This is a genomic window from Hymenobacter sp. 15J16-1T3B (assembly GCF_020711235.1).
Taxonomy (GTDB): Bacteria; Bacteroidota; Bacteroidia; order Cytophagales; family Hymenobacteraceae; genus Solirubrum.
In genome coordinates this window covers 98,566-111,743 of the sequence record NZ_JAJFAV010000008.1, presented here as the reverse complement: position 1 = coordinate 111,743, position 13,178 = coordinate 98,566, and the positions used below count along the sequence as shown (strand labels likewise).

At 66.5% G+C, this 13,178-nt stretch carries 11 protein-coding genes; 9 read left to right on the top strand and 2 right to left on the bottom strand.

Going from position 1 to position 13,178, the window contains the following annotated elements:
* Positions 1-187 precede the first annotated feature (187 nt).
* The 9 genes from LJ737_RS14950 to LJ737_RS14910 all read left to right on the top strand — a co-directional run bounded on the left by LJ737_RS14950 (position 188) and on the right by LJ737_RS14910 (position 10,309).
* Complete coding sequence (locus LJ737_RS14950; protein WP_227767097.1) at positions 188-961, top strand: WecB/TagA/CpsF family glycosyltransferase; 774 nt, start codon at positions 188-190, stop codon at positions 959-961.
* A gap of 186 nt (positions 962-1,147) precedes the next feature.
* Positions 1,148-2,038 carry a glucose-1-phosphate cytidylyltransferase gene (gene rfbF / locus LJ737_RS14945; protein WP_317206655.1) on the top strand — a complete coding sequence of 297 codons (891 nt, stop codon included), beginning with the start codon at positions 1,148-1,150 and terminating at the stop codon, positions 2,036-2,038.
* A 98-nt stretch (positions 2,039-2,136) separates the two neighbouring features.
* Positions 2,137-3,234, top strand: a complete 1,098-nt coding sequence (locus tag LJ737_RS14940) for an NAD-dependent epimerase/dehydratase family protein (RefSeq protein WP_227767095.1) — start codon at positions 2,137-2,139, stop codon at positions 3,232-3,234.
* Positions 3,235-3,343: 109 nt separating this feature from the next.
* A complete protein-coding gene (gene rfbC, locus LJ737_RS14935) occupies positions 3,344-3,886 on the top strand; it encodes a dTDP-4-dehydrorhamnose 3,5-epimerase (protein WP_227767092.1) in 543 nt (180 codons plus the stop codon).
* A gap of 57 nt (positions 3,887-3,943) precedes the next feature.
* The gene (locus tag LJ737_RS14930; RefSeq protein ID WP_227767090.1) at positions 3,944-5,215 is read left to right on the top strand and encodes a class I SAM-dependent methyltransferase; all 1,272 of its coding nucleotides are present in this window, start codon (positions 3,944-3,946) and stop codon (positions 5,213-5,215) included.
* Positions 5,181-6,539 (top strand): DUF4910 domain-containing protein, encoded by a 1,359-nt coding sequence (locus tag LJ737_RS14925; RefSeq protein WP_227767089.1) that lies wholly within the window; start codon positions 5,181-5,183, stop codon positions 6,537-6,539. The genes LJ737_RS14930 and LJ737_RS14925 overlap by 35 nt, the downstream gene beginning before the upstream one ends.
* 37 nt (positions 6,540-6,576) lie before the next feature.
* Complete coding sequence (locus LJ737_RS14920; RefSeq protein ID WP_227767086.1) at positions 6,577-7,809, top strand: class I SAM-dependent methyltransferase; 1,233 nt, start codon at positions 6,577-6,579, stop codon at positions 7,807-7,809.
* A gap of 65 nt (positions 7,810-7,874) precedes the next feature.
* A complete protein-coding gene (locus tag LJ737_RS14915; RefSeq protein ID WP_227767084.1) occupies positions 7,875-8,795 on the top strand; it encodes a hypothetical protein in 921 nt (306 codons plus the stop codon).
* Between the two features lie 137 nt (positions 8,796-8,932).
* A complete protein-coding gene (locus LJ737_RS14910) occupies positions 8,933-10,309 on the top strand; it encodes a glutamate-1-semialdehyde 2,1-aminomutase (RefSeq protein ID WP_227767082.1) in 1,377 nt (458 codons plus the stop codon).
* 402 nt (positions 10,310-10,711) lie between these two features.
* Here LJ737_RS14910 and LJ737_RS14905 read toward each other — a convergent pair whose 3' ends face one another.
* Together LJ737_RS14905 and LJ737_RS14900 are read right to left on the bottom strand one after the other, a co-directional pair.
* Positions 10,712-11,995 (bottom strand): UDP-glucose dehydrogenase family protein, encoded by a 1,284-nt coding sequence (locus LJ737_RS14905; protein WP_227767080.1) that lies wholly within the window; start codon positions 11,993-11,995, stop codon positions 10,712-10,714.
* Positions 11,992-13,110, bottom strand: coding sequence for an NAD-dependent epimerase/dehydratase family protein (locus LJ737_RS14900; protein ID WP_227767079.1), 1,119 nt, complete (start codon positions 13,108-13,110; stop codon positions 11,992-11,994). The genes LJ737_RS14905 and LJ737_RS14900 overlap by 4 nt, the downstream gene beginning before the upstream one ends.
* Positions 13,111-13,178 lie beyond the last annotated feature (68 nt).

Below are 13,178 nucleotides of genomic sequence, written 5' to 3'. Positions count from 1 at the left end.
AGCCAGTACTGCGCAATTCGCGCAGGCAGAACGACACTCACAATTTCACCACTTCACAACTTCACAAATCGAAACCCCGGAGGTGGACCGGGGTACCAACGTTCTGACTGATGGCGCCTTCGGGCGTCCGGACGCCAGGACGTTGGTCCCCGGCCGCTCCGTTTTCGCACCACACCGATTCCGAGCCGTGCTACCGCGCTACCCCGTCCTCTCGTCCCTCATTTCCACCGGCCCGGCGCCGGCCTTCGTCGATGCCGTGCTGCGGCTGGGGGCGGCCCGCTCGTCGTCCTACGTGTGCTTTGCCAACGTGCACATGGTGGTGGAAGCCCACCGCCAACCCGCGTTTGGGCAAGTCGTCAACCGCGCCGCCTTGGTAGCCCCCGACGGCAGTCCGGTGGCGGCGGCCGTGCGCTGGTTTGGCGGCCCCGCCCAGCCCCGGGTGGCGGGCATGGATGCACTGCCCCTGCTGCTGGCCGAAGCCGCCCGGCGCGGGCAGTCGGTGTATTTCTACGGTACCACGCCCGAGGTGCTGGCAGCCATCGAAGCCCGCATCCGGCGCGAGTTGCCCGATTTGCGCCTCGCCGGTCTGCACGCGCCGCCCTTCCGGCCGCTCACGCCCGAGGAAGACGCCGCCGACGTGGCCCGCATCAACGCCGCCGACCCCGATTTGCTGTTTGTGGCCCTGGGCTGCCCGCGGCAGGAGCAGTGGATGGCCGCCCACCAGGGCCGCATCCGCGCCTGCATGCTGGGGGTCGGTCAGGCGTTCATGACCTACGCCGGCCTGGAAAAGCGCCTGCCCACCTGGGCCCGCCGACTCTGGCTGGAATGGGCCTACCGGCTGTGGCTGGAGCCGCGCCGGCTGTGGCGGCGCTACCTCGTCACCAATTCGCGCTTCGTGTGGCTGATGCTGCGCCATGCGGCAGTTCAATGGCGCGGTACGGCAGATATCAGCACACAATAGCACGCTTTTTTATAACTATTACCACTTGCATTAGACTTTTGAAAATATTTAGTCTATATTTTTGTTGATAAATTATAATTAAAAATACCTTTAGTTATACTGAGAGCAGTGCACGAAGAGGGGCTGCTTTAGCTGATTTCCTTCTCTGACCGCGTCGTTTTTTCCACCCTTATTTCATTCTGCGCGATGAAAGCAGTTCTACTCGCCGGGGGCTACGGCACCCGCATCAGCGAAGAAAGCGGCATCCGTCCCAAGCCCATGGTCGAAGTGGGCGGCAAGCCCATTCTGTGGCACATCATGAAGATCTACGCCCACCACGGCATCCGCGACTTCGTGGTGTGCTGCGGCTACAAGGGCCACCTGATCAAGCAGTATTTCGCCGATTACTTCCTGCACAGCGCCGACGTGACGTTCCGCATGGACCGCAACGAGATGCAGGTGCACCGCCACCACGCCGAGCCCTGGACGGTGACGCTGGTGGATACCGGCCAGGAAACCATGACCGGCGGCCGCCTGCGCCGCGTCCGGGAGTACGTGGGCGACGACACCTTCTGCCTGACTTACGGCGACGGCGTAGGCGACGTGAACATCCGCGAAGCCATCCGCTTCCACCGCCAGCAGGGCGTGCTGGCCACGCTCACGGCGGTGCGCCAGCCTGGCCGCTTCGGGGTGTTCAACCTCTCGGACGGCTCGGGCACCGTCAATTCCTTTACCGAAAAGCCCGAGGGGGGCGAAACGCCCTGGATCAACGGCGGCTTCTTCGTGCTGGAGCCTGGGGTGTTCGACTACCTCGACGGCGACGACACGGTGTGGGAGAAAGCGCCGCTGGAGCGCCTGGCCGCCGCCGGGCAACTGGCCGCCTACCGCCACCAGGGCTTCTGGCAACCCATGGATACGCTGCGCGACCGAAACCTGCTGGAAGAACTGTGGCAGAGCGGCAAGGCCCGCTGGAAAGTGTGGGACGACCAGCCCGAACCCGCCCACGAAGACCCCGTGCTGGCCGAAATCCTGACCTCGCCGGTGCAGGCGCCCCAGGGCCAGCGCGTGGCCGGTCCTACCGTGTTACCGATTGATTAAGTGAGCTGTCCGGCAGGGCAGTCTGGCGCCTAGCTAGCTAGCGGGCAACCCGATCATTCCCGGCCGACAACCATATTCTCCCAACACACTTCCACCACATGAAACGCATCCTGATTACCGGCAACATGGGGTACGTGGGGCCGGGCGTCGTGCGCCGCCTACGCCAGGCCTTTCCCGGTGCCGAGCTGATCGGTTACGACCTGGGTTTCTTCGCCCACTGCCTCACCGGGGCCGATTGCCTGCCCGAAATTCGCCTGGACCGCCAGGTGTTCGGCGACGTGCGCCGCCTGCCGCTGGATTTGCTTTCGGGCGTCGACGTGGTGGTGAACCTCGCCGCCATCAGCAACGACCCGATGAGCCACGCCTTCGAGGACGTGACGCTGGCTGTAAACCACCGCGCCGGCATTGAGCTGGCCCGTCGGGCCAAGGCCGCGGGCGTGCGCTCCTTTGTGTTTGCGTCGTCGTGCAGCATGTACGGCGCCGGCGCCGACGCCCCGCGCACCGAGTCGGCGGTGCTGAACCCGCTCACCGCCTACGCCCGCAGCAAGGTGCTCAGCGAGCAGGACCTGGCCCCGCTGGCCGACGAGCACTTCCGCGTGACCTGCCTGCGCTTCGCCACGGCCTGCGGCTGGAGCGAGCGGCTGCGCCTAGACCTCGTGGTGAACGACTTCGTGGCCGGGGCCGTGGCCACCGGGCGCATCAATATCCTCAGCGACGGCACGCCCTGGCGCCCGCTCATCCACGTGCAGGACATGGCCCGCGCCATCGAATGGGCCGTGGAGCGCCCGGCGGCCAATGGCGGCGCCTTCCTGGCCGTGAACGTGGGCGCCGACGCCTGGAACTACCAGGTGCACGAGCTGGCCACGGCCGTGGCCGCCGCTGTGCCCGGCACCGAGGTCACGCTCAACCACGAAGCCCCGCCCGACAAACGCTCGTACCGCGTCGATTTCAGCTTGTTCCGCCGGCTGGCGCCCTTTCACCAGCCCCAGCGCACCCTGCCCGACACCATCGTGGAACTGCGCGACCAGCTGCAGCACATGGGCTTTCACGACGCCGAGTTCCGGGTTTCGCAGCTGATGCGCCTGCGGGTGCTCACGGCCCTGCGCGAAGCCGGCCGCCTCAACGAGGAGCTGGAGTGGCAGCGCAGCGCCGTGGCCCGCCCCCTCGTGGCCGCCGACCCCGAGCTGGTGGCCTGATAAGGGCTCTGGCGGCAGATATACCCCGGCCGGGTGCCCGCCTCGAAACCCGCACCGGCCCGCTACCCGCTTCCTGATACTACCTACCGACTACCCAATCCCCACCGCCATGATTTTCACCGAAACCGAACTCGCCGGCGCTTTTATCATCGACGTGGACCGCATGTCCGACGAGCGGGGCTTCTTTGCCCGGTCCTGGTGCGAAGACGAGTTTGCCGCTCACGGCATCCTTACGCCGCCGGTGCAAGCCAACTTATCCTCGAACCCCCGGCGCGGCACGCTGCGCGGCATGCACTACCAGCTGGAGCCCTACGGCGAAACCAAGCTGGTGCGCTGCACCCGCGGCGCCATCTACGACGTCATCGTGGACTTGCGCGAGGAGTCGTCGACCTACGGGCAGTGGCTGGGCGTGGAGCTCACGGCCGATTCGTTCCGCATGCTCTACGTGCCGGCCCGCTTCGCCCACGGCTTCCTCACCCTGCAGGATAATACCGACGTGTGCTACCAAGTGTCGGCCAAGTACGCGCCGGGCTACGAGCGCGGCTTGCGCTGGAACGACCCGGCCATAGCCATCGAGTGGCCCGCCGTGCCGACGCTGATTTCCGATAAAGACCGAAAACATCCCGATTTCCAGCTGCTCGTGTCGCACTGACGCTCGGCCCTGCAGCCCTTATTCCTCTTTTCCACCAGCCCCTGACTCCCAAGCGCCATGAACTGCCGTCACTGCGGAACCGAGCTGACCCACGTGTTTGCCGATCTGGGCCATTGCCCGCCCTCGAACTCCATGCTGAGCGCCGCGCAGCTGGAAGAGCCCGAACAACACTACCCGCTGAAAACCTACGTCTGCGACAACTGCTGGCTGGTGCAGATCGGGGAGGTGAAAAAAGCCGTTGAGATTTTTGGCGAGGAGTACACCTACTTCTCCTCGTACTCGACCTCTTGGCTGGAGCACGCCCGCCGCTACGTGGAGATGATGATGGAGCGCTTCGAGTACACCGAGGACTCCCTCGTGATGGAAGCCGCCTCCAACGACGGCTACCTGCTGCAGTATTTCCATCAGCGCGGCGTGCCGGTGCTCGGCATTGACCCGACGGCCAATACCGCCCGCATTGCCGCCGGCCGCGGCGTGCGCACCCTGGTGGATTTCTTCACCACCCGCCTAGCCCGCGAGTTGGTGGCCGACGGCCAAAAAGCCGACCTGCTGATCTGCAACAACGTGCTGGCCCACGTGCCCGACATGAACGACTTCGTGGGCGGCATGCAGCTGGTGCTCAAGCCCGGCGGCGTGGCCACCCTGGAATTTCCGCACCTGTTGAACTTGGTGGAGGACTGCCAGTTTGATACCATCTACCACGAGCACTTCAGCTACCTCTCGCTGAGCACCGTGGCCCGCGTCTTCGCCGCCCAGGGCCTGACGGTGTTCGACGTGCAGGAACTGCCCACCCACGGCGGCTCCCTGCGCGTCTTCGCCCGGCACTCGGCCGACCGCAGCAAGCCCGTTACCGACGCGGTGCGCGAGCTGCTGGCGCGGGAGCGGGCCGCCGGCATGCTGACGCTGGAGTACTACCAGGACTTCCAGCCGCGCATCGAGACGGTGCGGGCCGAGTTTCTGGAGTTTCTGCTGGAGCAGCGCCGCGCCGGCAAGAAGGTAGTGGGCTACGGCGCCGCTGCCAAGGGCAATACCCTGCTCAACTACTGCGGCATTCAGGGCACCGATTTGATGCCCGTCGTGGTCGATGCCTCGCCCTACAAACAGGGCAAGTACCTGCCCGGCTCGCACATTCCGGTATTGTCGCCGGAGGCCATCCGGGAAGAAAAACCCGATTTCGTGGTCATCCTGCCCTGGAACATCAGCGCCGAGGTGGCCGATAACCTGAGCTACATCCGCACCTGGGGCGGGCAATTCGTGACGGCCATTCCGAGCCTGCACATTTTCAGTGAAGGCCATGCAAGCCGCGCCCGCACCGCCCCCGTTTTCTGAGCCGGCGGTAGCCGCGGCCCCCGCGTCGGGGCGGGGCGCCAGCCTGCACGCGCTGCTGCGCGAGCTGTACCCCGTGCCGCGCAGCCTCACCGGCGACGGCGTGCGCCAGACGCTGCAGCTGCTGCAGCGGCGCCTGCTGCCCGGCCTCGTCCTCCACGAGGTGCCCAGCGGCACCCCGGTGCTCGACTGGACCGTGCCCGCCGAGTGGCGCCTTCGCGACGCGTACGTGGCCACGGCCGAGGGGGAGCGGATCATCGACTGGCACGCGCACAACCTGCACGTGCTCGGCTACAGCCAGCCGGTGCAAAGCTGGCTGACCCTGGACGAGTTGCGCCCGCACCTGCACGCGCTGCCCGCCCAGCCCGAGTTGATTCCGTACCGCACCTCATACTACCACGCCAACTGGGGCTTCTGCGTCTCGCAGCGCCAGCTCGACGCGCTAAACGAGCCGCTCTACGAAGTCTGCATCGACGCCGAGCTGGACCCCACGGGCAGCCTGACCTACGGCGAGCTGCTGCTGCCCGGCGAAGTGGACGATGAAGTACTGATTTCCTGCCACATCTGCCACCCTTCGCTGGCCAACGACAACCTCTCCGGCCTCGTGGTGGCCGCGCACCTGGCCGCGGCCTTGGGTCAGCAGCCGCACCGGCTCTCGTACCGCTTTCTGTTCGTGCCCGGCACCATCGGCTCCATTACCTGGCTGAGCCGGCAAACGCCCGCGAGCTTGGCGCGCATCCGGCACGGGCTGGTGGCCACCCTGCTCGGCGGCCCCGGCGCCTTTACTTACAAGCGCACCCGCCTGGGCCGGGCCGATATCGATAGGGTAGTGGCCCAGGTGCTGCGCCGCGGCGGCTACCCCCACGAGCTGCGCGACTTTGTGCCCTACGGCTACGACGAGCGGCAGTACTGCTCCCCGGGCTTCGATTTGCCGGTGGGCTGCCTTTCGCGCACCCCGCACGGCGAATTCCCGGAGTACCACACCTCGGCCGACAACTGCGACTTCGTGCAACCCGATCAGCTGGCCGAGTCGCTGCAGCTCTACGAAGAGGTGCTGCGGGTGCTCGAAGGCAACCAGCGCTACCAGAACCGGCAGCCCTACGGCGAGCCGCAGCTCGGCCGCCGCGGCCTCTACGGCGCCGTGAAAGGCCAGGGCAACCCCCGCCAAGCGGAAATGGCTTTGCTCTGGACGCTCAGCTACTCCGACGGCCAGCACGACCTCCTGGCCATTGCCGAGCGAAGCGGCCTGCCGTTCGAGGTCATCCGCCGCGCCGCCGATCAGCTGCAGGCCGCCGACCTACTCGCTCCGCTGCCGGCTACCGCTTGAGCGCCGGCTTTCCTCCACCAACCATATTCTCAGCTCCATGGAAACCGAACTGCTTGCTCCCGTTACCGCGCCGCCGGCCGCTGCTACCCAGCCCTGCCCGGTGTGCGGCTCCGCGGCCGGCGAAGTGTTTTACGAAGCGCACGGCGTACCCACGCAATCCGGCATCCTGTGGCCCACGGCCGAGGCCGCCCGCCACGCGCCCACCACCGACATCCGGCTGGTGTTTTGCCCTCACTGCCACTACATGCACAACGAGGCCTACGAGGCCGGCAAAATTACCCACACCCGCAACGACTTCTCGCTGGAGTTTTCGCCCTCGTTCCGGGCCTTCACCCTGGGCCTGGCCACCGACCTAGTGGAGCGCTACAACGTGCGCGGTGGCCGCATCGTGGACATCGGCTGCGGCGACGGGGACTTTCTGCGCACCTTGTGCCGCCTGGGCGGCAACACGGGCCTGGGCATCGACCCGGGCTACGCCTCGCCGCCCGGCCTGCCCGCGGGCACCAACGAGGCCCTGGGCGTGACCTTCGTGAAAGACTACTTCGGCCCGGCCACCGCGCAGGTGCTGGAGGGTGCCACCTTCATCAGCTGCCGCCACATGCTCAACGTGCTGGCCGGCCACGTCACACAGTTTGTGCGCGACCTGCGCGCCGCCATTCCGGCCGGGGCCACGCCCACGGTGTACGTGGAAGTGCCCAACGCGCTCTACGACATCGGCGAGCAGGTGGTGTGGAACATCGTCAACGAGCACGCCTCCTGGTTTACGCCCGCCTCGCTCAGCTACCTCTTCCGCAGCGCCGGCTTCGAGGTGCTCGACGTACAGCCCTGCTGGCACGGCGAGTACATCGGCCTCACGGCCCGGCCCACAACTATACCCGAGGCGGCTACGCTGGCGCCTACCGACGACCCCGACACGCCCGCCGCCGTGCGCGCCTTCGGCAGCTCGGCCCGCCGCGTGATAGGGGAGTGGGCCGAGCGCGTGGACGAGCTGCGCCGCAGCGGCCGCCGCGTGGTGGGCTGGGGCGCCGGCTCCCGCGCCATGAGCTTCCTGACCACTTTCGATTTGGCTGACACTGTGCAGGCCGTGGTCGACATCAACCCGCGCCGGCAGGGGCAGTTCTTGCCGCTCACGGCTCACCCGGTCATTGCGCCGGAGCAGCTACTGAGCTACCAGCCCGACCTGCTGCTGATAACCAACCCGACCTACGCCGCCGAAATCCTGGCCCAGGCCCGGCAGCTCGGCTTCGCCGGGGACAGCCTCGTGCTCTGAGCCCGCCGGCCCCGCGCCGCATCCGCCGCTTTCTGCTCCTGACCACTCTAACCCCAAGTAGCTATATGAATACCGTGTACTTCGACTCGCCCATGTCCGACGACCAGCGGCGGGAGCAGCTTTACCAAGGGCAGTTGTTTGCCTTCCAACCCCGGCCCAGCGTGCTGGCACTGGTGGAATTCGGCCGTGAATTTGTGCGCGAAGCCTTCGGCGACGTCGACCCCGCCCTGGCCCAGCACATGATGAGCCCCGAAGCCTACAACGCCATCCTGGCCGACTTCAAGCCGCGCTTCATCAACCACGAGAAGTCCAAGCAACTCGTGCAGCAGCTGCTACTCGACTTCGGCTGCGACCCGGAGAAGACCTACTTCGACGTGCCCCGCATGCGCACCGTGACCAGCCACAACTTCCTGACCCACGGCCTGGCCTACCGCTTCGACACGCACCGCGACACGTGGTTTTCGGCCCCGCTCAACCAGCTGAACTGGTGGTTTCCCATGTACGAGCACGAGTCCGGTAATGCTTTGGCGTTTCACCCGCACTACTGGGACCGGGGCGTGGCCAACGGCTCCGAAAACTACCACATGCACGAGTGGTACGCCGAGGGCGCCCGCCTGGCCGCCACCGGCGAGCCGGACCGCCGCGAGCGGCCCCGCGCCTACGACGAGCTGGACCAGCTCGACCCGCAGATCCGCCTGGTGCTGCCCCCCGGCGGAGTGACCATCTTCTCGGCCGCGCAGATGCACTCCACGGTGGTCAACTTCACCGGCCGCACCCGTTACAGCATCGATTTTCGCACCGTGCACGTCGACGACGTGCGGGCCCACCGCGGCGCCCCGAACCACGACTCCGCCAGCACCGGCACCAATCTGATTGACTTCTTCCGCGTCTCGGATCTGGCCCGCTTGCCCAAGGAGCTCACCGACGAGTACGAGCCCGGCACCCCGCTGCTCGACCCGGCCGTGATGCAGCCCGTCCCGGCTTAGTCCGGCGGCCAACCCTGCCCGGCGGGGCAACGAGCCGAGGTCTGCCACGCTTCGGCTCCTCGTTCCGCCGCTCTTAACTACGCTAACTGCTTGCCAGTTGCCGGCCCCGGCCGGCCTCGCTCTCCACCTCCTCGCTCATGACGCTTACTACTTCCACGTCGCCCCCGGCCTGCCAGCCCCTCGCGGCCCCCGACCTGCTGCCCCGCCGCTTTACGGCCTCGCAGGCGTTGCAGGAACGCTTCCACGCCGCCATTCCGGGCGGCAGCCACACCTACGCCAAGGGCGACGACCAGTTTCCCGAGGGCCTGGCCCCGTACCTGGTGCGCGGCCGCGGCTGCCGCGTGTGGGATGCCGACGGCAATCAGTTCGTGGAGTACGGCATGGGGCTGCGCGCCGTCACGCTGGGCCACGCCTACGCCCCGGTGGTGCGGGCCGCCCAGCGCGAAATCAGCCGCGGCACCACCAACGTGGGCCGGCCCACCGTGCTGGAGCTGCGCGCCGCCGAGGATTTCCTGGCCACCACCGGCGCCGGCGACATGGTAAAGTTCGCCAAAAACGGCTCCGATGTGACGTCGGCGGCCGTGAAGCTGGCCCGCGCCGCCACCGGCCGCGACTTGGTAGCCCTGTGCCAGGACCACCCGTTTTTCTCCTGCGACGACTGGTTTATCGGCACCACGGCGGTGCGCGCCGGCATTCCGCAGGCCGTGCGCGACCTGACCCTGACCTTCCGCTACAACGATTTGGCCTCGGTGGAGCAGCTGTTTCGGGAGCATCCCGGCCAGCTGGCCTGCCTCATTCTCGAAATCGAGAAGGACGTGCCGCCCGCGCCGGAGTTTCTGCCCGGCCTGCGCCGGCTCTGTTCGCAGCACGGCACCGTACTCATCTTCGACGAAATTATCAGCGGCCTGCGCTGGCACGTGGGCGGCGCTCAGGCCTTCTACGGGGTGCGCCCCGACCTGAGCACCTGGGCCAAGGCCCTCGGCAACGGCTTCAGCGTGGCGGCCCTCGCCGGCCGGCGCGAGCTGATGGAGCTGGGCGGCTTGCGCCACGACAAGGAGCGCGTGTTCCTGCTCTCGACCACCTACGGCGCCGAAAGCCACGCTCTGGCCGCCATGCGCGAGGTACTGGCTACCTACCGCCGCGAGCCCGTCATCGAGCACCTGCACCAAGCCGGTAGCTACCTGCGCCGCCTGCTCAACCAGTCCATCGCCGAACACGGCTTGGCGGGTTATTTCGGCCTGCAGGGGCCGCCCCAGTGCCTGATCTACAGTACCCGCGACGAGGCCGGGCAACCCTCGCAGGGCTTCCGCACTCTGTTTTTGCAGGAAACGCTGCGCCGCGGCCTGCTGCTGCCCTCGCTCATCGTGAGCTACGCCCACCAGCCCGCCGACATCGAGATGACCGCCGAACGAATCCACGAGGCCCTGGGCGTGTACCGCCGCGCCCTCGACGAAGGCCTCGACAAATACCTGCACGGCCGCGCTGTGCAACCCGTGTACCGGGCGCGAAACTGAAAGGTGGAGCAGTTTCCGTTCAGGTGCCGCGCCGTCGGCCTCGTAAGAGGTCGGCGGCGTTGTTATTTCGGGGTGGGCGAGGGGGGTAGTGGCTGTTCAATGACTTGATTATTTGCGCTCTAATTCGGTTGTTATCCCGTATCTGGCGTCCGCACAGCGCAGGACCTTCCTCGCCCCGCACTAACTAAAAAGCGCAGCTACCAACGCCCTATTGTCCGGGCCGTAGTGGCTGCGCTGTTGCGTTTAGCTGATCAACGCTTGAGCATTGGCATCGGCGGTGCTGCAAGGAAGGTCCTTCGCGCTGCTCAGGGTAACGAACGGCTTGACCCACTGCTGCTACACAAAAGCGCCGCCTTCCTTTCGGAAAGCGGCGCTGGTAACGACGCGAAGACCTCTCCGGACTCAGCGCGCCACGGGCACGTGCTGCGCCTGCGGCTCGGTCAGGGCGTAGCGGAAATCGAACAGCGGCTTGGTGGCCAACAGCTCGCGCTGCTGCCGAAACTCGGGCCAGCTGGTGAGCAGCACCAGCGCGTCGACTTGCTCCACCAGCTCGGGCAGGGTGTCGGCGTAGGCAATGGGCAACTGGGTTTCGCGGGCAAAGACTTCGTTAGCCAGTGGGTCGTAAGCCACGATGCGGGTGTAGCCGCGGGCCCGCAGCTTCTCGATGATGGCCCGGCTCGGGCTCAGGCGCACGTCGTCGGAGCCGCTCTTGAAGGAGAGACCGAGAATGCCGATGCGCTGCTGCGGCGTGAGCTGCGCGGCCAGCTGCGCCACCACGAAGTCCTTGATGTCCTCGTTGATCTGCAGGTTCGCGGGCAGCATTTTGGGCTGGTAGCCGTGGTTCTGGGCAATGCTGTTGAGGGCGGCCGTGTCCTTGGGCAGGCAATAGCCGCCGTAGCCGCAGCCCGGAAACACGTAGCTGGCCATGGCCGCCGGCGTGCCCGACCAGCGCCGGTCCTGGTGCAGCAGCTGAAAAGCCGCCGGCACGTCGATGCCGCCGATGTGGTGGGCAATCATGGCCATTTCGTTGGCGAAGCTCACCAGCGTCGACAACAGCGTGTTGGAGAGGTACTTGACGAATTCGGCGGTGCTAAAGTCCACGAAGTGCACCGGCGCGTTGAACGGCAGGTACAATTCATCCAGCACTTCCTTGGCCGCCTCGTCCTGCACGCCCACCACCACGCGGTCGGGATGCATGAAGTCGTTCCAGGCGTGCCCCTCGCGCAAAAACTCCGGGTTCGAGGCCAGGCCCAGCTGCCGGCCGTACTGCGCGCTCAGCTCGGCCACGAAGGGCTGCACTGCGCGCGCCACCGTGGAAGGCGGCACCGTCGATTTCACGACCAGTACGCGGTAATCGGCGTCGCTGACCTCGAACACGGCGCGCACTGCATCGAGCAGGTAGCTGAGGTTGGCCTGCCCGTCGGGCAGGCCGGGCGTGCCCACGCAAATGATGACGGCCCGGCTGTCGTTGACGGCCTCCTCCAGCGAAGCATCCACCACGAAGTTGTGGCCCAGCTCCTCACGCAGCGCGTCTTCCAGGTGCGGCTCGTAGAAGGGCACCTCGTAGCGGCGGATGCTCTCCACCCGCGCCGCGTCCACGTCGATGCCGTAGACCTTGAAGCCTTTCTTGCTGAAGCCCAGGGCCGTGGTCAGCCCCACAAAGCCCAATCCGAGTACGGTAATCATGAGGCGCTACGGGTAAGGGAATGGTGGAGAAACTGCAGGTAGCGGCGGATGCCCGTGGCCACGTCGACCGTGGGCTGGTAGCCCAGCACCGTGCGGGCCTTGGTGAGGTCCGGGCAGCGGCGGTTGGGGTTGTCAGTAAGATACTCTTTATCAGTGGAAACCTGAAACGTGATGCGGCCCGGGTAGCCAAAAATGTCGCGCCCGGCGGCGGTAAACAACTCCGCAAACGCGCGCACCGACAGCTCGGGCTGGTCCTGGCCGATGTTGAACACGTCGAAGCGGCCGTGCAGCAGCACCTTCAGGTAGCCGCTGATGGCGTCGGCGATGTAGCAGAAGGTGCGCGTGGGCGAGCCGTCGGAGAGGATTTCCAGGTCGCGGCCCTGCACCACGGCCTGGGCAAAGTCGGCCGGCAGGCGCTTGTCGTTCAGGTTCATGCCCGGGCCGTAGTTGTTGAAGGGCCGGGCTATGCCAATCGGCATCCCGTATTTCTGGGCGAAGAGGTAGCAGAGCGTTTCGCCGAAGCGCTTGGCCTCGTCGTAGCAGGCGCGCGGGCCGATGCTGGCCACGTTGCCGCGGTAGTCCTCGGGGGTCGGAATAAATTCCGGCTGCGGGTCGCCGTAAATTTCGCTGCTCGAAAAGAACAGGAAGCCGCGCAAAGGCCGCTCGGCGTAGTAATCGAGCAGGCGGCGCAGCCCGGTCACGTTCGCGTCGACGGTTTCGAGCGGGTAGATGCGGTAAAACGTGGGCGAGGCAATGGAGGCAAGGTGAATGACCAGGTCGGCCTCGGCCGCGCCGGGCACCGCGGCCACGTCGTCGGTGATGACGTTGAACTCGCGCAAGTCAATCAGTTCAGGGTGCCGGGCGGTCAGCTCGTCGAGCCAGTCCTTGGTGCCGGTCAGGAAGTTTTCCAGGGCCACCACCCGCCGCAGGCCCAGCTCGGGGGCGTATTCGGCGAAGAAGTGCATGAAGAAATACCCCAGAAAGCCCCCGCACCCGGTAATAAGCACGGTGGCGTCTTGAAATTTGGCTCGCTCGGCGGCGGTGAGCGTGGCGTATACCGCCGCTAGGTCTTCGCGGAGGATGCGGTTGTCGGTGGTGGTGGCTACAGCTTCCATGGTGGAGAAGGAGGCCTCTGCCGCGGCTTCCTCGCCGCGCGGGCAGGAGCGCCGGGGCGCCGGCAGTT